Annotated in this window: 21 protein-coding genes; 14 read left to right on the top strand and 7 right to left on the bottom strand. The window is 45.8% G+C overall.

What is annotated here, in order from left to right:
- The first annotated feature begins 17 nt into the window (after positions 1–17).
- From MKX68_RS09000 to MKX68_RS08945, 12 genes are all read left to right on the top strand, one after another.
- Entirely contained in the window at positions 18–1,376 is a 1,359-nt protein-coding gene (locus tag MKX68_RS09000; protein ID WP_340910938.1) for a helix-turn-helix domain-containing protein, read from the top strand.
- 462 nt (positions 1,377–1,838) lie between these two features.
- Positions 1,839–2,024, top strand: a complete 186-nt coding sequence (locus tag MKX68_RS08995) for an aspartyl-phosphate phosphatase Spo0E family protein (RefSeq protein WP_340910935.1) — start codon at positions 1,839–1,841, stop codon at positions 2,022–2,024.
- Positions 2,025–2,356: 332 nt separating this feature from the next.
- Complete coding sequence (locus tag MKX68_RS08990) at positions 2,357–3,043, top strand: hypothetical protein (RefSeq protein ID WP_340910932.1); 687 nt, start codon at positions 2,357–2,359, stop codon at positions 3,041–3,043.
- A gap of 78 nt (positions 3,044–3,121) precedes the next feature.
- Positions 3,122–3,391 carry a hypothetical protein gene (locus MKX68_RS08985; protein WP_340910929.1) on the top strand — a complete coding sequence of 90 codons (270 nt, stop codon included), beginning with the start codon at positions 3,122–3,124 and terminating at the stop codon, positions 3,389–3,391.
- A gap of 190 nt (positions 3,392–3,581) precedes the next feature.
- Positions 3,582–3,770 (top strand): aspartyl-phosphate phosphatase Spo0E family protein, encoded by a 189-nt coding sequence (locus MKX68_RS08980; protein WP_091018370.1) that lies wholly within the window; start codon positions 3,582–3,584, stop codon positions 3,768–3,770.
- Positions 3,771–4,012: 242 nt separating this feature from the next.
- Positions 4,013–5,836 carry a sensor histidine kinase gene (locus MKX68_RS08975; RefSeq protein ID WP_340910927.1) on the top strand — a complete coding sequence of 608 codons (1,824 nt, stop codon included), beginning with the start codon at positions 4,013–4,015 and terminating at the stop codon, positions 5,834–5,836.
- 5 nt (positions 5,837–5,841) lie between these two features.
- Positions 5,842–6,609: a response regulator transcription factor gene (locus MKX68_RS08970; protein ID WP_340910925.1), complete on the top strand. Its 768-nt coding sequence runs from the start codon at positions 5,842–5,844 to the stop codon at positions 6,607–6,609.
- 103 nt (positions 6,610–6,712) lie between these two features.
- Positions 6,713–8,008 (top strand): ABC transporter substrate-binding protein, encoded by a 1,296-nt coding sequence (locus tag MKX68_RS08965; protein ID WP_340910923.1) that lies wholly within the window; start codon positions 6,713–6,715, stop codon positions 8,006–8,008.
- Positions 8,009–8,038: 30 nt separating this feature from the next.
- On the top strand, positions 8,039–8,740 hold the full coding sequence (locus MKX68_RS08960) for a hypothetical protein (protein ID WP_340910920.1): 702 nt from the start codon (positions 8,039–8,041) through the stop codon (positions 8,738–8,740).
- Positions 8,741–9,094: 354 nt separating this feature from the next.
- Positions 9,095–10,009, top strand: coding sequence for a carbohydrate ABC transporter permease (locus tag MKX68_RS08955; protein WP_237177555.1), 915 nt, complete (start codon positions 9,095–9,097; stop codon positions 10,007–10,009).
- On the top strand, positions 9,993–10,847 hold the full coding sequence (locus MKX68_RS08950) for a carbohydrate ABC transporter permease (RefSeq protein ID WP_340910917.1): 855 nt from the start codon (positions 9,993–9,995) through the stop codon (positions 10,845–10,847). The genes MKX68_RS08955 and MKX68_RS08950 overlap by 17 nt, the downstream gene beginning before the upstream one ends.
- Positions 10,848–10,906: 59 nt before the next feature.
- Positions 10,907–12,244 (top strand): FAD-dependent oxidoreductase, encoded by a 1,338-nt coding sequence (locus MKX68_RS08945; protein ID WP_340915344.1) that lies wholly within the window; start codon positions 10,907–10,909, stop codon positions 12,242–12,244.
- Positions 12,245–12,761: 517 nt separating this feature from the next.
- Here MKX68_RS08945 and MKX68_RS08940 read toward each other — a convergent pair.
- The 4 genes from MKX68_RS08940 to MKX68_RS08925 form a co-directional block, all read right to left on the bottom strand.
- A complete protein-coding gene (locus MKX68_RS08940; RefSeq protein WP_036673117.1) occupies positions 12,762–13,412 on the bottom strand; it encodes an amino acid ABC transporter permease in 651 nt (216 codons plus the stop codon).
- Positions 13,413–13,523: 111 nt separating this feature from the next.
- On the bottom strand, positions 13,524–14,246 hold the full coding sequence (locus MKX68_RS08935) for an amino acid ABC transporter permease (RefSeq protein WP_036616642.1): 723 nt from the start codon (positions 14,244–14,246) through the stop codon (positions 13,524–13,526).
- A 101-nt stretch (positions 14,247–14,347) separates the two neighbouring features.
- Positions 14,348–15,178 (bottom strand): transporter substrate-binding domain-containing protein, encoded by an 831-nt coding sequence (locus MKX68_RS08930; protein ID WP_047840395.1) that lies wholly within the window; start codon positions 15,176–15,178, stop codon positions 14,348–14,350.
- Between the two features lie 39 nt (positions 15,179–15,217).
- The gene (locus tag MKX68_RS08925; protein ID WP_051449904.1) at positions 15,218–15,946 is read right to left on the bottom strand and encodes an amino acid ABC transporter ATP-binding protein; all 729 of its coding nucleotides are present in this window, start codon (positions 15,944–15,946) and stop codon (positions 15,218–15,220) included.
- A gap of 481 nt (positions 15,947–16,427) precedes the next feature.
- Between MKX68_RS08925 and MKX68_RS08920 the strand changes: the two genes are divergently transcribed.
- On the top strand, positions 16,428–18,041 hold the full coding sequence (locus tag MKX68_RS08920; RefSeq protein WP_340910913.1) for a glycoside hydrolase family 28 protein: 1,614 nt from the start codon (positions 16,428–16,430) through the stop codon (positions 18,039–18,041).
- A 152-nt stretch (positions 18,042–18,193) separates the two neighbouring features.
- Here the strand turns inward: MKX68_RS08920 and MKX68_RS08915 are convergent, their stop codons facing one another.
- Entirely contained in the window at positions 18,194–19,045 is an 852-nt protein-coding gene (locus tag MKX68_RS08915; protein ID WP_017691033.1) for an AraC family transcriptional regulator, read from the bottom strand.
- 257 nt (positions 19,046–19,302) lie between these two features.
- On the opposite strand from MKX68_RS08915, the gene MKX68_RS08910 reads away from it, so the two are divergent.
- Positions 19,303–19,764, top strand: a complete 462-nt coding sequence (locus MKX68_RS08910; RefSeq protein WP_017691032.1) for a cupin domain-containing protein — start codon at positions 19,303–19,305, stop codon at positions 19,762–19,764.
- A gap of 152 nt (positions 19,765–19,916) precedes the next feature.
- Here MKX68_RS08910 and MKX68_RS08905 read toward each other — a convergent pair whose 3' ends face one another.
- Together MKX68_RS08905 and MKX68_RS08900 are read right to left on the bottom strand one after the other, a co-directional pair.
- Positions 19,917–20,768 (bottom strand): hypothetical protein, encoded by an 852-nt coding sequence (locus MKX68_RS08905; protein ID WP_340910910.1) that lies wholly within the window; start codon positions 20,766–20,768, stop codon positions 19,917–19,919.
- Positions 20,765–21,283, bottom strand: a complete 519-nt coding sequence (locus MKX68_RS08900) for a sigma-70 family RNA polymerase sigma factor (RefSeq protein WP_340910908.1) — start codon at positions 21,281–21,283, stop codon at positions 20,765–20,767. Before MKX68_RS08900 ends, MKX68_RS08905 begins: the two co-directional genes overlap by 4 nt.
- Positions 21,284–21,341 lie beyond the last annotated feature (58 nt).

Raw genomic sequence — 21,341 nt, 5'->3', positions numbered from 1 at the left:
GAAGGACGATGAAGACAATGTCCAATATACGTTCCTATATTGAAAGTCACTTGAAAAATAAGGGATATAAGCTACAGCAATTTTCAGAAATGGCTGACATTAATGTTGGTACATTAAGTGCGATCATCAAAGGAACCAGACTTATGTCAATGAATCAACTAGACCAAATCACATCAACAATGGGTTTAGAGCGGGGATACTTTTATGATATGTATGGTGTGGAATGTTTTATTGATTCTGCACCTCATTGGAGACGTTTAGAACCGTTTATATATCGTTGTGCTGAGCTTGGCAAGCTGGATATTATCGAACAAGTCATTACTCATGTGACAGATGATCAATCCTATATTGATGAGTTATTTGATGTGGCAGAGAGTCTCTATAGTAAAAGCATGAATGAAGCGGCACTCATTTTATATGAATGTGTGGCCGACAGTGAGAAGTATCAACACTCGGAGCGGTTGGCTCTTTGCCAGTACCGCATTTTCCTGCTTCAGAAAACACTGAGTAAATATGATAATCTCAATGCAGCAGTAAAGTTCGAATCGTATATTGATAAATTAAATGAAGAAGTGCAATTGGATGCAATTAAAGATTTGGCAAACGTATATAATACGATACATTTGTGGGACAAGGTTGATGCATGGGCAAGGGAACTGGAACGGAAAGCAGAATTCCAATTGAAAATTCAATCTCGTAGGCGAAAAAGTAATAAAAGAAGGCTAACAGCCTATCCTCTTTTTACATATGTAGCCTATGCAAACTTGTTATTATCAAGCGTCTATGATGCTCGTAAGGAATATGAAAATGTCCTAAAGTATATAGAAAAATACTTGGAAATAGTTGAGGTTGAGAATCCTACACAAGAGGATCAACAAATAATAGATTTGTTCCTAATATGGGGAGAAGGAAATCAATATGCTTCCCAATTAATGCTTGGTCAAGAAAATGTAATCAATTCTTATTTGGATTATATCGAAAACAACCCGTCAGAAATATTAGCTGGACTCATTAATATTTTGCAAGCAGCTAACCAGTATTCTTTTAACATTGACTATGCTTTAGACAGATTTAAAGATCAGATCAATTTGTTTAATACTGACATGTATATTAAAGGTAGTTATAACGATCAAATGTTAAACCACGCGTATCAAGATTTTTACTATGAATTGGCAAATTATCAAATGAAACAACGTAATTATTCACTTGGAATGGATGCCTTACTTATGTGTTTAGATCTCTCTTCTTCAAGTAAAGATGACCTGATGTGTATTAAATGTGTAGATTTGTACGGGGAGTATAGAAGCGAGGCCAATGAAACACAGATCAGAAATTACAAAAATGTAATAGAAAAGTTAAGTTTACCGACTTTTTGATAATGAAATATCTGCGAAGGGACGATGAAGAAGATGCACAATGTACGTTCCATATATGTTGTTTAATTATGAACTTGTAAAGTATAAATGCAGACTAAAAGTTTATCAAACCGGTATAGATACTTAATACACTTACCTCTTTCAACGTTTAACCATAACGATCATATGACAGTAAAATGTTTTGATTTTAAGGGGACTTATAAACAACACGCAAACTTGTCTCAGCAAAGACGTATTCTCAATTATCTAAGTCAATAAATATATAATAAAACAAACAGCCTAACTGATTCTGAGTTAGGCTGTTTTGTGTTTTAGAAAAGCACTAGGTCTTTTCTAAAGAAATTTTTTTACAAAATTATGCAAAATATATTATGTTTTTCAAAGTACTTGTCGTCATTAGCGAAACTAAATAGCCTACTCATATTAAATGTTTTTTAAGAATGTCCTAGAGGGGGTCTTGCCATGAGAGAACTGAGTAACTTAAAAGACCAAATCGAGCAAGGTCGGCAAGAGTTGAGTCGCTTGGTAGATCTATATGAAATCCCAAATATAAAAGTTATTGAACAGTCTATGGCACTGGATGAGCTAATTAATGAATATAATCGAGTTACTTTAGGAGTGAGCATAAAGAGGTGTAAAGTATTGTGAAATTAACTTGAAATCATAGTCATACTAAAAAAAGTGTTTTTATGATGATTATCAATATTAATAACAATAGGGCTATATTATGGATTATTATTCATAAAAAGTTTATTTAAGTTTCTTTTGAAAATGATTATATGATTAATCTGAGCACGTTCTTAATTACAAAGAAAGAAAAGAGGTGATTGCAACGTTAGGATATGGATAAAACTTGATTTAAGTCGATGAAGAGAGAATTCTAGATTCAAAGATAACACAGTCATATGATCTTAGTTTCTTTATTAAGTTAGTTAGGTTATTAACGTGACTATTTTAAAACTTATGAGGAGGTTCTATCTATGAAAAAAATTGGGAAAATTCTATTAACAGCAATTATGATTTCTTCTGTATTTTCAACGGTGGCATCTGCTTCATCTGAGGGACCAGTTATAAGTACGGATACGCCTGAAATAGTGAGTAATAATGATATTTCTCAGACAAGTGCAATAGGTATTTTTGATCCTAATTTTAAAGAAAAAGCTAGTTCACAAGGACTTGATCCTGAAACAATTATTGCAGGGTATTATGTTCCTTTTGATAAGACCCGTTCCAATCTATCAACCGATCAGGTGCTTCCTTCTGCGATAGGAGACTACTATCTGAAAAACATTGACATGACCCAAATTACTGGAAATGTTATTGAGCGTGCGATTGGAAAAGGTCCAGCGCCCTTGTCCTTGTCTGTTATTGATGGTGTAGCTACTACGTTCTCTGCTGAGGTTTCTTCGAAAGCTGGATGGGGAGGCGCAGAGATTGCTGCAAAGCTAGGCACGACTTATCAGGCAACTCGTAACTTTAACAAAACATACGGACCAATCCAAATTCCTGCAAATAAAACATATACCATTTACTGCGCACCAACATACAACTACTATTCGTTTCAGATATGGAAACAAGGTTTCTTTTCTGATTCTTATATTGGTACTTATGAGTATAAAGAACCGACGGGTTTATACTTTTACTGGCAAGATACTACTGGTTGGTAACTAGACATAATTTCACAATTTTGGTAATATGGTAGCGCATACAACAGCAATACTATATTATCAAAGGAGAATTTAAATTTGAAAAGTAAAATGATTTCCTTAGTAGCCCTTATCTGTTCACTTATATTATTTGTTATTGGATTTCAGTTTATTGCTCAGAGTACTGATTGGGGTATGGACAAAGCTATGTTGGTTCTTGCAGAATACCAAAATGTAAAGTCTGATACCTCTGATATCTTTGGTAGTTTTATAAACTCAGAGATTTGGTCGTATAAAATTGAAGGAATATTATTGATATTTGTAGGGATGTTAATGTTGTATTTAGCAAATTCATTACGAAGTAAATAAGAAAAAAGTATTCGGGTCCCGAATACTTTTTTCTTATTTACAATTTAATCTTTAGTTCAACATATAAGTATGAAAAAGGCTGAATTTCTTTGAAAACTTATGTAAATAAACATTTTATTCTGCAAAGGAATATAATATGAATTTTTTGGCAATCTATCCTAAAATGTTATACAAAGAGGGGGTGCATGCTATGAATGAACCGAGGCAGATCAAAGATAAAATCGAACGGAACAGGCAAGAGTTGAGTCGTTTGGCGGAGAATCATGGCATGCAGGACAACCAAGTCCTCCGACAGTCCATGGTACTGGACGAGCTTATTAATGAATATAATCGATTCAAATATAAAAGCCATCTCAGGAACAGACAACCGATTGCATAATGCAGTCGGTTTTTTGGTCTAATTAGTGTTCTATAGAAATAGCGTAGTCGACTGTAGCGATACAGTCGGCTTTTTGGCGTTCACCTGATACCTATGGCGGATAACTTGAAATTCCGTACCAATTCCAGGGTTGGCAGGATAGCGAATGATCCTTAAAACTGGATATGATGACCCCAGTTATATCCAGATTGATCTGTGAAGGGGGCTCATACAATGATCGGGAGAGGGAGGGATGAACGGAAATGATGGACAAGGTACGCATGCTTTTCGGAAAAAACGTAAACCTGCGCACCAAGTTGCTCCTGTTGTTCCTGGCGCTGACGTTGCTGCCGCTAAGTTTGCAGGGAGTGATGAACTACAAGCATTTCTCGCAGACGATGGATCGCAAGACCGAGCAGTTCACCATTGATATGGTTCGCCAGATTAACGCCAATCTGAATCGGCTGCTGAAGGACTTTGAGCGGTTGTCGCTCTTGCCGCTTTACGATCAGATGGTGCTTGGCATTCTAGGGAAATACAACGCTCCAATGGGGTCGGGTACATGGGCGAGGTCTGAGGATTATCTGAAAATGAAGCTCTACACATCTGGTCAAGCTTATGACCGGCCCGAGATTCGGGGGATTCACCTGATCAGCAACAGCGGTATTTTGTTCTCCAATCTCGATTCACTGGCGGTCAAGCCGGTATGGGACAGCAGACAGGATGACTGGTTTGCAGAACTTAACGACTCCGAAGGGACATGGCGCCTGCTTCCTCCGCATGACCCCGGCTATTACACGGGCGGTCAGCAAGAATCGTATATATCGGTGGGCAGAGTGCTTCGAGATCCGGGAACGCTCCAACGATTGGGTTACATTCTGATTGATATCCGTCTGGAGGCCTTCGGCCAACTGTTATCCAATCTGAATTATGAGCAAGATGCAAGCCTGATGATTGTAGACAGCAAGCAGCGTCTTCTGTTCGAGCGGACCTCAACCGGAGGAATGTCTGCATACGACCAGTTGCTATTGCATGGACAGCTTCAAAGCTATGCAGGAAACCAAAAAGTTGTTCTGGATGGGCAGTCCTATCTCTACGTACAACACCACTCCAGCTATTCTGGGCTTTCGGTGATCAGTCTTACACCTATTGCCGTGATTCAAAAGGAGTCGGGTGAGATGCTCACCTTCACAATATGGTTCGCAGTATTGTGTATGGCCGCCATAGCAATTCTGGCGGTTCTGTTATCCTATCGCATCACCCGGCCACTGATTCGACTGAAGCACCACATGATTCGGGTTGAGCAGGGAGATTTTAGCCAGCGTGTAGCACACTTCAGCAGTGATGAATTCGGACAGATGAGCCGGGGCTTTAACCGAATGATGGAAGAGATTCATCGACTGTTTAATGAGGTGTTTCTGCTGGGCATTCAAGAGCGGGAGGCAGAGTTGTCAGCGTTACAAAGCCAGATGAATCCCCATTTTATATACAACACGCTGGAGTCCATTAACATGATGGCCATTCGCCAGAAGCATGCTGAGGTGTCGGACATGGTGACGGCGCTTGGCAAGCTGCTGCGCTATACGATTGATAAGGTGGACCGGATGGTTCCACTTGGAGAAGAACTTGCTTTTGTACAATCCTATGTACGCATTCAGCAGGTACGTTACGACGGCAAGTTGGAGATTATCTATGACATCGAAGAAGGGATAACCGAGTATTTGATTCCTAAGCTGGTACTGCAACCGCTGGTGGAAAATGCCGTCTACCATGGCATTGAAGGGCAGGAAAATGGAGGATTAATCTGGGTATCTGCCTTAAAATTCGACCATGAATTGCTGATTAGTGTGCGAGACAACGGTAAGGGGATGGCTCAGACAAAGATTGACGAGTTAAACAAATCCATATCAAAACAGCCTTCCAATGAGGCATTACGTTGCCATGCCGGGGACAGTCTGGGGCTTAACAATATCGCTCAGAGGATTCGCCTCATGTATGGAGAAGGCGGCAGCCTAAGCATTGATGGAAGTCCCGGGCAGGGCCTGGTGGTCACGATATCCATTCAACTTCTACCGAAAGGGGATTGAAGCGCATGTATAAAGTATTGCTTGTAGAGGATGAGACGGTCATCCGTCAGGGACTAAGGGAGCTGATCGTACAAGTGTCTTCTCAGTTTCAGGTAACGGGCGAAGCGTCGAGCGGTATCGAGGCACTGGATTTTCTGAGATGTGAGGTGCCGGACGTGTTAATCACGGATATCCGCATGCGTGAAATGGACGGATTAACTTTGGTAAGCAAAGCCAGAGACATGTACCCTGAATTGTTAATGCTCATCATTAGCGGCTATGGCGAGTTTGAATATGCACGCAGAGCGATGGAGTTTGGGGTGTTGAACTACCTGTTGAAGCCAATCGATCGTTATGAATTGGCATTATGCATACAAAAGATTCAGTTGCTGCTGGATCGCAGATACGGTATAACAACTCTTTCTATCCCTGAGCCATCTGGGAAAACAGAACATGCTGGTGGAGATACACGGAAGATCATCCGAGATGTGAAGGAGCACATCAAGCAACATCCCGATGGAGATCTGCGACTTCAGACGATAGCAGATCTCGTTAACTTGAACCCTACTTATTTAAGCCAATTGTTCAAGAACGAAATAGGTATCAATTATTCCGAATACATCACTGAGGCACGTATGGAGCGGGCCAAGTGGTTGCTGATCAACACGGGTCTCAAAATCTATGATGTGGCACGGTTATCCGGGCATCAGAGCCCGAAACACTTCATGCTGGTGTTCAAGCAGCAGGTGGGATGGACCGCAGGAGAATATCGAGACCGATTCAGTATCTCTTGAAAAACCATACCATTTCTGTAGTTGACGTGATTTAAGGGGGAACGTTGCTTTCGTTATACTTTGGTTGCACCTGTATACCACGATGTCCATAAGGGGGATTTCCATGAAAAAAGCAGGACTGATACTGATGCTTGTACTTATGATGATGGCTTCAATCGCGTGCACAAGCTCCAATTCCGGCAGTGAACCTGGCAGTGCAGGCGGGGAGAATGGAGAGGTGGAGCTGAAGTTCATGATGTGGGGCAACCAGGCACATATGGATGTATACAATAAGCTGATCGCTGACTTCACGCAGGAAAATCCAGGCATCAAAGTAACGATGGAATCCGTACCTTTCGCAGAATACCAGCAAAAAATTTCGGTGCTTGCCGCCGGAGGCTCCCTTCCCGATCTCGCCTGGGTATCGGAGCGAATGGTGCCTCAATTCAAGTCCAATCACATTCTGGCCGATGTATCCGAGTTCAAGGATGATGCACAGTTTAAACTGGATGATTATATTCCAAGTACATTGGATTTGTTCCGTGATGGCGATCAGCTGCTGGGGCTACCTTTTTCTACACCTCCGGTGGTCATGTTTTACAATAAAACGCTGTTCGACAAGGCCGGCCTGACTGATCCAAACACACTTGCCACCCAAGGACAATGGACATGGGAACAGTTCGAAGAGTCCGCCAAAGTTATTGCCAGTAAGGATGCGACCAACCGAGTCTATGGTGCCAACTTTTTTCGCGACTGGAAGACCTGGGCGGTGCTTTCCTCCTACTCTTGGTCCAATGGAAGTGGTCCATTCGATGAAGGCATGACAACGTTCACCTGGAACGATGACTATGGCGTACAGACCTTTGAATTGCTGGAACGCATGATGTTCACCGATGAATCACACCCGAAGGCGGGCGAACAAGTTAGCTTCGATGCGGGCAATGTGGGCATGTTCTTTGATAATTACAGCTATGTTTCCAAAGCAAGAGAAATTACGGATTTTGAATGGAGCATCGCTCCTATGCCTTCCGGTTCACAAGGCAGTGTACCGATGCTGGGGCAGGCCGGATATGCCATGTTCAACGACAGCAAACATCCAGAGGAAACGAAGAAACTGTTGAAGTATTTTGCCAGTGAGCAGGGGATTCAGGCGACAGCCACCTACTTTGTGCCTCCGCGTACCTCTGTTCTGAACTCAGATGCATTCATTCTTCAGCCGAATAACCCAAGCAAAGATCATATCGTGCAGGCCGTCATTGATGAAATGCCCAAAGCGCGCTTAATTCCCGGTCATATCCGTTGGCAGGATATCGACAATGCGGTATTGCAGGGATTTGACCGACTATTTGCAAAAACAGCGACAGCTGAGGATAACCTGAAACAAATGCAGGAAGAGATCCAAAGTGTGTTGCAACCCTAAATCATTCGATCGAAACCGGAGGTGAGAACGATGGGCAAATTCAAAGAATTACTTGAACGGAAACCGCTGTCGCTGGTGGTCAGTCTGCCTGAGAATGATATTGGTTTGGCTCGGGCAGCCATGGAAGAGGGCGCTGATGCACTGAAGGTGCATTATAATGTCGGTCATCGCGCCAGCGGGAATCATTTTGGTCCATTAGACATGTATGCCGAGGTGTTTCGGGCGATCCGCAGTGAGTTTGGTGGTCCGCTTGGGGTCGTACCTTCTGGCAGTATTGATGGAGCACAAAGGGAGGATGTGGAGGGGCTTTCCGGGCTGGGTTTTGATTTCTATTCCATCTATGCACATCACTTGCCATCCTTCATGTTGAATGACTTGGGGCTGGACCCAACGTTTGCGATCAATGAAGAATATGATGCTTCCCTCGTAACATCGGCAGCGTACTTCGGCTTCACTGCTCTGGAGGCATCCATTGTACCTGGAAAAGAATATGGTACACCGCTCAGCTTCGCGGATGTGCTTAAGTATCGCCGTCTGGTCCTGCAAGCCCAGATACCGGTATTGGTTCCTTCCCAGCGAAGGCTGGTGCCGGAGGATGTTCGGGTACTGCGCGATACAGGGGTAAAGGCGATCATGCTTGGGGCGGTCGTGACTGGCAATACGGAGGAACAGTTGCGAAGGGCTGTGAATGAGTTACGCAATGCGGTGGATCGTCTGAACCGTCCGAATTAATCAGTTGAAAGTCACGTGAATCACGGGGGGCACCCCATGTTAGCATTCATTTGTTCTAACGAATCGAGGACATGTTATTCACGTCCATTTGTACGGATCTGAAATTTAAGGAATCAGAGAGACGTTATTTTGTCCATTTGGTCGATTTTAAAGGTTCTGGCGACATTTTATGGAGAAATAACATGACTGAGATTCGTTACCCGGTGCATTCTTTAAAAATCTGCCTTATAAGATGTGGTAGATTCGTCAGCGCTTGGAGCGAGGGAGATCAATCCTTTTGATACAGCACCTTATATAGAATCGTCGCAGAGTTCAGCTTCGGAGGAAATTTGATTAAAAGGGGGAGGCCTGATTGTGACCCATTCACGCAAGCGCAAAAGAGGGGGGCCGCTCGCCAGAGAGGCCCAGATCGCGGGTTGGCTGTTTGTATCGCCGATGGTGCTTGGGTTTACACTGCTGCTGTTATTTCCCATGGGTCTCGCGTTATACATGAGTCTAACCGATTGGCCGCTGCTGGGGGATCATCATTTTATTGGATTGGAGAATTACCGGAATATTATGACAGACGCGATGTTCTGGAAAGTGCTTGCCAATACGGTTTATTTCACAGCGGGGCTGGTACCGCTTAATATTGTGCTCGCCCTGCTGCTCGCATTGCTGCTATCCAGAAATCTGCGGGGCATCGGAATTTTTCGAACAGCGATCTTTGTTCCGGTCATGACTTCGCTGATCGTATGGGCCATCGTGTGGAAGCTGATGTATGCGACAGAGTCGGGATTGATTAATCAGCTTCTGTTGATGCTGGGCATCAAAGGTCCGGCCTGGCTATACAATCCGGATTTGGCAATGCCGGCGGTGATTGTGACAAGTGTGCTGAAAAATGTCGGTCTGAATATGGTGCTGTTCATTGCAGCGATTCAGCAGGTACCACGTTCACTGTACGAAGCAGCAACATTAGACGGGGCGGGCAAAAGGGGAACCTTTTTTCACGTCACGCTGCCCATGATCACGCCAACCGTGTTCTTGACCGTAGTCATGACCGTGATTGGTTCACTCAAAGTATTTGGGCAGATCTATGTGATGACACAGGGCGGGCCGAGCAACAGCACCAAGGTATTGGTTTATTATATCTGGGAAAAAGCATTCAAACTATTTCAGTTCGGCTATGCTTCTGCTCTTGCGTATGTACTGTTCTTTATCGTGCTAATTCTGACGCTGCTGCAATGGCAGCTCCGAAAGAGGTGGGTATTCAATGAAGGCGATGCCTAGTCCTTCGGGGCGGAAGATAGGAAGTACTCTGGGGACGTATTTGTTGCTGACTCTGACTTCCCTCATTATGATTGTGCCATTTATCTGGATGATATCGACATCATTCAAGGAACCCCAGAGCATATTCACCTATCCACCGCAGTGGATACCGGAAACATTCCGATTTCAGAACTATATCGATGTCTTTCAATTGATACCGTTTCACCGTTTTTATTGGAACAGTATCTACATTTCTGCGTTGGTTGTGCTGGGAACGGTATTTTTTGCTTCCCTCGCCGGTTACTCATTCGCCAAAATTCCGTTTAAAGGACGTAATGTGGTATTTCTCATCCTGCTAAGTGCGATGATGATTCCCCATGAGGTGACGGCGATTCCGATGTTTCTATTCATGCGACAACTGGGGTGGATTGATACCCATCTTCCGCTGATATTATTGCCGATCTTTGGTGCGGGGGGCGTATTTGGGATCTTTGTGATGCGGCAGTTCTTCATTACGGTGCCAACGGAGCTGGAGGAAGCGGCGATGATTGACGGCTGCAATCGCTTCCGAATATATGCACGAATTATGCTGCCGATTGCCAAGCCCGGTATGGCTACGCTGACGATCTTCACGTTTGTGACGATCTGGAATGAGTTTTTTGATCCGTTGATCTTCATTAACTCGCGTGATCTAATGACGCTGCCGCTTGGATTATCTCTGTTTACAGATGAAGTGGGTACAGCTTGGCAATATCTGATGAGCGCCACCGTCATGGCAACCTTGCCACTGTTAATTGTTTTTTTCCTGGCACAACGGCGCTTCATTGAGGGAGTTGCCATGACGGGACTGAAAGAGTGAGCTGTGCAACATGTGCAATAGAACGGAAGGAGGGACAACATTTGCGTGAACGGATGAGCATGAAAAAGGAAGAAGCAGATGTCGTTATTGTGGGAGGAGGCCCTGCGGGTATAGCGGCAGCCATTGCGGCTGGACGGCAGGGTATACGAACAGTGCTGGTGGAGCGATACGGATTCGTGGGCGGGATGTCAACTGCTGCTATGGTCTATCCGTGGATGACTTTCCATACGGAGCGTGGAGAGCAGGTTATTAAAGGCATTGCGCAGGAGATCGTTGAACGGTTGCAGAAGCTTGGCGGCTCCCCGGGGCATTTGCGTGATACGGTTGGATTCGTACATACCGTAACGCCGTACCATCCAGCCATCTTTCAGGTAGTTGCGGCAGAGATGTTACAGGAGGCCGGCGTCCGGCTATTATTGCACAGTTTTGTGGATGAAGTGGTCGTTGCAGATGATCGGGTGGAAGCGGTGCGAGTGACCAACAAGTCTGGACGAAAGGAGTTCCAGGCGAACGTATTCGTGGATGCCAGCGGTGATGCGGATCTGGCTTATCTTGCGGGTGCTTCTGTGGCAAAGGGACGAGACGGCGACCATCAGTCACAGCCGATGACCATGAAATTCCGCATGCGTGGTGTGGATCTTGGACGAGTGAAACAATATATGCTGGAGCACCCGGAGGATTTCTATGTGAAAACTCCCTTTGCTGAACTGGACAGCATTCCGTTAACCGGGGTGAGTGGATTCTATTCCCAATGGAAAAAAGCGGGTGTACCGATTAATCGCGATCAGGTGTTGTTTTTTACTGGACCGGCAGAGGATGAAGTGCTGATTAATTGTACCCGAGTGCAGGGACTCGATGCGACAGATGCCGAGGATCTGACCTCTGCGGAACAGGAAGGCCGGAAGCAGGTGCTGATGATTGCTGAGTTTTTGCAGCGTGATGTGCCTGGATTCGAACGGGCTTCGATTTCGGCAGTAGCGCCGCAGATTGGTATCCGTGAATCCAGGCGGATTATAGGTCATTACGCTTTGACCCAGGTGGATGTGGTTGCAGGACGGAAATTTGACGATGTGATTGCCAGAAGTGGTTATCCGATTGATATCCATGACCCTTCGGGTCAAGGTGTTGTGGCTGCCTTTATAGAGGGGGATGGGGCGTACGATATTCCATATCGCTGTCTGATCTCTCACAATATCCGCAATCTGCTGGCGGCAGGACGCTGCATCTCCACCACACATGAGGCGCATGCAACGACAAGGCTGACTCCAAGCTGCATGGCTACCGGGGAGGCCGCGGGGACAGCGGCTGCACTAACAGTGAAGATGAAGCTGGACCCGGTGGAACTGCCGATCGAGCTGTTACAGGCGGAATTACGTCGTAAGGGAGCGGCGATCTAGCGGATGAGCTGATTGTAGATGAATTGGGCGAATCGGGTGAATCATTAATAGTGGGAGTGGGTGTTTATTTAATTCGCGGTGGCGTACGTTTTAACGAACCTGAGACGTCTAATTCCGGGCTATAAGCTGAAATAAAAAATGTAACGAATCTCAGTGAAGTTATTTTACTCAAAACCTTGAAATAGGGGGTAAAAGCCGGGTGAATCGGAAGATTAGAGTGTCTACGATTCGTTAGATTAGGAAATGTCCGGAAAATGGCTAAATAAGCTTCCCTCAGTTCGTTAGAAATTGGTGGGAAGCTTGTGAATTGATGAGCGTAACTGTAGCCCCAAAGACTCCAAATCCACTACATAGGAGGGTTTAGAGTCTTTGGGGCGTTCTCATTCTTTTCATCTATTAGGTTCTTTCCTTCATCTCTATTCCTTCATATCTAATCAATCACGAGGTCTCGGTTCCTTGATGTTCCTTGATGTTCATTCATGCATCGTATTCTTTCATGCCTTATTCCTTCCGATTATCAATTCATCCGTGCCTCAAGTCGTCTTGCAACAATGGACAACGCGTAATTGATGACAAAATACAATACGGCTGCGAGCAGCAGGGCCGGGATAATGTAATCGAAACTTTGACCGCCAAGGATCTGCACGTTGTGCATCAGCTCCGGCAGAGAGATGATGATCGCCAGTGAAGTATCCTTCAGGAGTGAGATGAACTGGCTGACCATCGGCGGGGACATGCGACGTAGCGCCTGTGGCATGATGATGCCACCGAGTGTCTGCATGTAGCTGAGGCCCGAGGAGCGGGCGGCTTCTACTTGACCGCGCTCAACGGACTTCAGACCGCTACGGACGATCTCGGCGATCATCGCGCCTTCAAACAGACTCAGTCCAACGACCGTGGACCAGAAGACGGACATTTTAATCCCGAGCTGTGGTAGTACCATGTGGATGAAGAAAATGATAAGCAACAGCGGCAGATTCCGGATCGTATCCACAATCACTGCCACGATCTGTGACAGAACAGGGATACGGGTAAACCGGATCGTACCCAGCACAGTACCAAGCACAAAGCTGAATATAATGGATAGCCCTGCTACCTGCAGGGTGATCAGGAATCCGTGGAGCAGGAAACGAAGGTTGGGCCACGCATAGGCCCCGCTAAAGTCCATATTTTATTAGCCTCCTTCTGTATGCAGGAATGGAATATTGAAGATCAATAGATGAGGCATGGACAAGCCAATATATCTCCCTAAAAATCTGCGCAGGTACAAGTCAATCTGTTACATGGTGACCTGACCTGCCGGTTTGTTCTTTTTCGGTTTGCCCTTGGTGCTGCGCGCCTCTGCATCGCTCTGTCCAAACCTGCGCTCCATATAATGCACCAGGAAGCTGAGTGGTAGTGTCAGCACCAGATAGAACAGCGCAACAATGGTGTACACACTTAGCGGTTGGAACGTATCCGAGTTAACCAAGTCGGCAAAATACATAAGATCCATACCGGCGACAACGGCAAGAATGGATGAGTTTTTGACCAGATTGATGAACTGGTTGCCGATGGATGGCAATACAATCTTGATGGCCTGGGGCAGAATGATCAGGTTCATGGCCTGTACATAGGACAAGCCGGAAGACCTTGCTGCTTCCAGTTGTCCACGCGGCACGGTCTGAATGCCCGCTCGGATCGCTTCGGCAATGAAAGCGGCGGTGTAGATGGTCAGACCCAGAGTACCGGAGACAAACCCATCCAGCGAGATGCCTAGTGCAGGCAGTCCAAGATAGAAGAAAAACACAACCAACAGCAATGGGATGTTTCGGATAAATTCCACAAAAGCCGTGCCGATCCAGTTCAGCGGTTTCACAGGGGATATCCGAAAGATAGCCAGGATTGCGCCAAGGATAAAGCTGCCAATGAGAGCCATAATGCTCACTTGAATCGTATTCAGGAACCCTTCCAGAAAACGATCCGAGTGTCGCATTAGTACGCTGAAATCCAATGTGCCCATATAGGCGAAGCCTCCGTTCTCCAGATGTAGAAACGGCGATTACGTCTGCTCATGCTTCGCATCCAGCAGACGAATTCGCCGCTTACCTATCTTAATTCGGGTTACTCGGGCTTCGCGCCCAGCCATTTCTCATGTAAAGTGTCATATTCCCCGCTGTCTTTCATGCTTTTGAGCAGCGTGTTGACTTCCTCCACGAAGGCAGTGTCGCCTTTGCGAATGGCCATACCATAAGGTTCGCTTGTGAAATTGCCACCAACCAATTGGAAGCTGTTATCCGTCTGTTGCATGCCGATGAGGATGATGTTATCTGTGGTCAGCGCCTCGCCTTTACCTGCTTTGAGAGCAGTGAATGCATCCTGATAGTTATCGAATTCAAGCACCTCAGCATCCGGGGCTTTCTCGCGAATATTCTGAGCGGATGTGGAGCCTTTCACCGCGAGTACTTTCACCCCGCTGAGGCTTTCCAGGCCGGTAATCGCACTGTCGTTTTTCACCAGCAGGGATTGGCCTGCTTCAAAATAAACATCACTGAAATCTACCTGTTCCTTACGCTCATCCGTAATTGTCATTGTGGCGATGATGATGTCGATGTCTCCATTTTGCAGCATGGGAATACGTGTCTTGGAAGTGACCTCTTTCAGTTCAACCTTGGTCTCATCTCCAAGGATCTGTTTGGCGAGTGCCTTGGCGATATCAATATCGAATCCTTCAACGTTGCCACTTGCAGGATCTTTCAAGCCAAACAGCTTCGTATCGTATTTTACACCGGCGATGAGCTTGCCACGTTCCTTAATCCGCTCAATCGTGCCTTTCGCCTCGGCGTCACCACCACCGCTCGCTGAAGGTGTATCTGTACCTGTACTACAACCTGACAATACAAGGGAGAGAATGAGGACAAGCATAAATGATGGCCATTTCAATAATTTCTTCATGAATAAAGACCCCTTTCAAAATGGAATAGTGGATTATTCTCAATGATGAATCAGACGGCTCAGGAATTGCTGTGCTCGTTCTTCTCTGGGGTTGTCAAAAAATTCGGCAGCGTTGGCCTCTTCTACAATTCGGCCTTCGTCCATGAAGATGACCCGGTCCGCAACTTCGCGGGCGAATCCCATCTCATGGGTAACGACGACCATGGTCATGCCATTATGGGCAAGGGAACGCATAACATCGAGGACTTCCCCGATCATCTCGGGATCGAGAGCAGAGGTAGGTTCGTCAAAAAGCATGATTTTGGGCTCCATGGCGAGTCCTCTGGCGATGGCTACCCGTTGTTGCTGTCCACCGGACAATTGGGAGGGATAACTGTCTGCTTTGTCAGCAATGCCCACCCGGGTCAGATACTTCATTGCTGTTGCGGCTGCCTGTTCTTTGGGTTGTTTGCGCACCTTCATGGGTGCAAGGGTAATGTTATCGATGACTTTTTTGTGAGGATAAAGATTGAAGTGTTGAAATACCATGCCGATGTCACGGCGGAAGAGGTTAATGTCCACCTTTTTCTGATGTAGAGGAATCCCACTGACGACAAGTTCACCTTCGGTAATGGTCTCCAGGCGGTTAATACAGCGGAGTAACGTACTTTTACCGGAGCCGGAAGGTCCGATAATGACAACGACTTCTCCTTCTTCAATGTGAAGATGGATATCCTTGAGGACATGAAAATGACCGAAATGCTTCTGGACACCCCTAAATTCAATCAAGAGTACACCCCATCCTTTCTGCAACGTCTGTGTGTAAAAGGAATAATAAGGAATAAATTGAAACTAGTTATTTAATCATACATAGTCATCCTGCTTATGGCAATTGGTTTGTGATAAAACATGACATAAGTAATGGGTTTTCTAGGGCTATAGCCAGTAAATGTGTTATGTATCTGTCATGTTATTAAATGTCTTGTGACGAATCCTGACAGAAAAATGAATCTATTCTCCTAGTTGTTTACCAACCTTTGGAATAGTTGTATAGAGTATACTGAAAGTGATGTCTGATTTATGACTTTGAATTATAAAAACAAATAGCATCAAGTTCCACGTGTACATGGCAAAAAAGCTTAACCTTGCACTTCTTGCCATTGATATGATGGAGCGAGAGAGTACCCGTCTGAGAATAAACGAAGTAGATCGTAGCAAAATGTTGATCTCATAACAATTCCAATACATGTAGAGAGGATGATTCTGCACGATGAATACATATCACTCCCCAATGTCGACAGGAGCAAGTACCCAGTCCGATGTTCGAGCTTATGAAGCCAATTTGCCTGTCATTCCTGCTCAGGATTTTCAGCTTACAGACTATGGAGCTGTTGGAGACGGCGTAACAGATAATACGGAGATGTTCCGACTTGCCATCGCTTCATGTGCTGAAGCAGGAGGTGGGAGAATCGTAATTCCTGCCGGGGTATGGCTCACAGGCCCGATTGTAATGCGCAGCCGTATCGAACTACATGTGGAAGCAGGGGCACTGGTTACATTTAGCCGAGATTTTGATCAATACCCATTAATTGCATCAAGCTTCGAAGGCTGGCAGGTGGTACGTTGCCAATCCCCGATCGATGGTGATCAACTGGAGGATATTGCGATTACTGGTGAGGGGATATGGGATGGGGGCGGGGAGGCATGGCGTCCGGTGAAACGCTCCAAAATGACCACATCACAATGGAACCAATTGGTCGCTTCCGGTGGTGTTGTAGAGCAATCCGGCGGAGATGAAGAAATTTGGTGGCCTACCACAGCTGCACTTGAGGGCGGCACCATCGCAAATCGATTGCATCAGGAGCAGGTACGTGATGTCTCTGCCTATGAAGAAGTCAGAGACTTTTTACGCCCCAACATGGTCAGCTTGCGCAGATGCAAACGGGTATTGCTGGACGGTCCAACGTTCCAAAACTCGCCTGCATGGAATCTGCACCCCTGGGCATCCGAGCATGTCACCATTCGTAACGTGAGTGTGCGGAATCCGTGGTTTTCTCAGAATGGAGATGGGCTGGACATTGAATCCTGTCGTCATGTGGTGGTCGAGAAGAGTGTATTCGATGTCGGTGATGATGCGATCTGTCTGAAATCAGGCAAGGATGCCGAAGGTCGTGAACTGGCTCTGCCATCGGAGTACATTACCATTCGGGATTGCATGGTGTATCACGGTCATGGCGGGTTTGTAATTGGCAGTGAAATGTCCGGTGGTGTGCGGCATGTGCGTGTGTCGGATTGTACGTTCATCGGCACGGACATCGGACTTCGCTTCAAAAGCGCACGTGGGCGCGGCGGAGTGGTTGAGGACATTCAGATTGAGCGCATATATATGAAAGATATCATTATGGAAGCGATCTCGTTTTCCTTTTTCTATGCAAATCAGGAAGGGTCTGCCCGGGGCAGTGATCTATCTCAGGAGATTAGCGAAGAGACGCCAGTGTTCCGGGATATTCGAATATCGGATGTGGTCTGTGCCGGTGCCGACACTGCGTTGCTTGTGAGTGGATTGCCGGAACTGCCTTTGGATGGGGTGATCATCCAGCGTTACAACGTGCAAGCTCGCAGTGGTATCCAATGTGCTCATGCAAAACATCTGCATATCGCTGAATTGCAGGCGCAGATCACCGAAGGTCCGCTGGTTCATTTGCACCAGTGTAAAGGAGCAGAGTTAGAGAGCATTCAGGGCAAGGGTGCAGATGGGCGACTTCTGATGGTGACCGGACACGAGTCCGCAGGCATTGTATGTCGTGAAGGCGATGCTGACACAGATGGTCGTCAGATCTCTGTGGGTCCTGAAGTACGAAGTGGCGTGATCATTCGCAGGTAAAAAGTATGTAGTAGGGTTTAGACAAGTTGGTCCAATTCAGCCGTAGTGGCGTAGCCATAGATCCAGTAATCGTGATGCCTTTTGATATCAGGAGTACGTAATCTCTGGAGCAAGGCTACCCACTCGGCTTTTATATGAAGTTATCTGAAGATCTACCGGTGTTCCTTGCGATAGCGCAGCGGTGTTGTACCGGTAACCTGTTTGAATGTTTTGTTAAAATGAGCCGTATGCTCAAATCCTACCTTCTCTGCGATCATCTGGACACGCTCTTGTGTGGACAGCAATCTTCGTTGTGCTTCCCGGACACGAACAACTCGCAAATATTCGCTAAATCGAAACCCGGTAAACCGGCTGAACATTCTGCTCAGATAAGATGGACTGATATAAAAACGATTGGCTGCACCCTCCAGCGTAAGTGGTTCGGTATAGTTTTTATTCACATAAGTGACGATTTCACTGATTTTGTCCTGCATTGGATGCAAGGGACCGGGGCATGACTGCCGGATGTTCTCCTCTACCCGATGAATACGGATCAAAAGTTGGGCAAGCAGACTTCTTACGGCGATCTCATAGTGAGGGCGTCGCTCTTTGCATTCTTGCAGCATCTGCCACAATATACGCTCCATCTCGGGCTGTTCCGCTTCAGGCAAGCGAAGGAGTCTTGAACAATTAAAAGGCAGCAGACCACATATGCCAAGTTCCATCCCCGTTGCAAAAGCAGGCGAAAAACCGATTAGAATTCGTTCGAAGCCGGGAATGCTTCCTTTGGAGGTGGTATGTACATCGTGTGGATTAATCAGAATGAAATCACCCTTGCGGGCGGACAGAATCTGACCATTCATGGAATACACTCGTTCGCCTTCAAGTAAGTAATACAGTTCGTAGAATGGATGAGCGTGAGGTTGTGGCATACCGTTCCCATCATGTCTTCTCATATGTTCAATGGTAAATGAGTGTTCACCGATTCGATATTTGGGTCCAATCCGATCCTCTATGAGACTCATGGTACAGCTCCCCTCTGCTTCACGGATTAACAACGATATCCATATCATAACGGAAAATCCATCTTTTTGTAAACGCTATCATTGGAAATGAAATATTTCTTTAATCCTATCGTTAAATACCCAGAGAACGAATCTGGCATGACCCATATGTGCTGTCAAGGTGACAAAACTTGAATGATGTTTTACAGTAGGGGGAGAGAGGCGAAACTCTGGTTAAGGAGTGTCTCCAATATGATTTGGAAGGAAGGAAACAGGTTATGACGACACATGAATTATCGCCATTGGTTGCTGCGCTCAATATGCAGCCTCACGTTGAAGGCGGTTGGTATAAGGAAGAATGGAAGGCATCTTATCAGATTCCACAGTCCGTTCTGCCGGATACATACTCCGGCCCACGATTCTCGGCAAGTTCCACGTATTTCCTGCTGCACGCACATGAAATCTCCGAGTGGCATACGGTTCTGTCCGATGAACTTTGGCTGTGGCACAGCGGCAGTCCAGTTGAACTGAAGCTGGGTGGCAACGGGGAGAACCCGGAGAACGAGGAAGTTCTTGTTCTGGGGATGGATATTGCTGCGGGGCAATCACCACAGGTGCTCGTTCCTGCCGGCGTATGGCAGACAGCACGTCCGCTGGGCGATGAGCCTGTACTGGTAACTTGCGTAGTAGCGCCAGGTTTCCACTTTGATGATTTCAAGCTGGTATCCAAAAGCGAATAGGTTTTGATATTTTGAAAATCCCGATTGGAGATGCTCAGTGCATCCGAATCGGGATTTTTTTGGATCGAGCGTATTAAGTATGCTGAGGTCTATGCCCAGTTCAGGGATGTAGGATTCCCTTTTGAATCAGCATCACTTTTGGCAATGACTAATCACTTCGGATTCTCGTTACTCATCCAGCTGTCCACATAAAACTCCTCATGATAATCCGGTTGCTGAGCGAGTTCTTTGAGCTTCTGTTCAGCTTCTTCAGCGGTAAGATATTCTCCAATAACTGCTGTGAACTCACCAGTGGACGTTTTGAGGAAAGAGATGTCCTCATCCGGATAGGATTCTTTCATTATACCCATCGATTCTCCAAAAGGCATTGATTCTGTGCGGAGAGAGTATACCTTCCGAGGTGTGACCGGTTTGCCGTCGGAAGTCAGTTTCACTTCCAGGTATCCAGGGTTCTTGAATTCCGTTACGGCATACTGTACCCCTTCTTTTAAAACAACTACGAATCCGACGGAAGAGTCGTCTAAAATCATGGAACCATAAACATCTTTCACTAAAGGCTGGGTCATGAAGTCGGCTTTGACTTTCTCTATATCCATGTAACGTGCACCGCTAAAAGTGAAGAGGATACGATTCGGTGCTTCTTTGTGTATTACATTATAATGGGGTGCATCATTAGTCTGATCTTGCTCGTCGGTGCTAAAATTGATTTTAAGCGTATTTTCGGTTGCTTCCGATCCCACAGTTACTCCATCGGTAATCTTGCCGCCATCGCCGAATTGAAGTACCTGAACAATCGTTCCGACCACAGGTATTTTGACCATGGCGTTTGCGACAGTAGGAATGTTGACTACGAACAGAAAAGCGGCACATGCTGCCAGAATGGAAGTAGAGCGAATGATACGGGAGGAGCTTTTGCGAGCGGCAGCCTTTTGCTGGGCTTGATTAATAACATCTGTAAGTTGAGCTGGAATTTCAATGTTTTCATAACGTTCTTTTCCTGTCATAGATCTCCAACCTCACCTTCAATTAAATCCATTTTTAATTTGTTGATAATCCGATAGAATTTTGACTTAACGGTATTCTCCGACAGGGAGAGCACTTCAGCGATCTCCCGGAAACGCAGATTACCAAAGAACTTTAATATAATATAGGCTCTATCTTCGGGCACGAGTCGATCCAGTGCATCATACAGATCCATTTTCTCTTCCACGGATGCCCCTCGCTCTGGAGCCACAAACTCCTGCGTATGATCCTCCATATAGGTCACTCGCTGGTTGCGTCGAATATGATCGATCGCTGTGTTAATTACAATTCGTGACATCCAGGAATCAAAATAAGTCATGGACTCCATCTTTCCATAAGCGATGTACCCTTTATAGACCGCTTCGGATACGATATCCAGCGCTTCTTGTTCATTTTTAACATAGCAGTATGCCAGTCGATATAATTTATTTTGAATCTCTGTTATTTTTTCGCTGAACTGTTCTTCTTTTGTCTTTCTATGGTTCAGTCTAATCACTCCTGATCCCCCCTGATAAACCTAAATATTCAAGTCACCGCTCGTTCCAGGCCTGGAT

It is taken from the genome of Paenibacillus sp. FSL M8-0212 (assembly GCF_038004645.1).
In the GTDB taxonomy this organism is placed as follows: Bacteria; Bacillota; Bacilli; order Paenibacillales; family Paenibacillaceae; genus Paenibacillus.
Note: the sequence above shows the minus strand (reverse complement) of the source record. Positions and strands in the feature narration are given on the sequence as shown.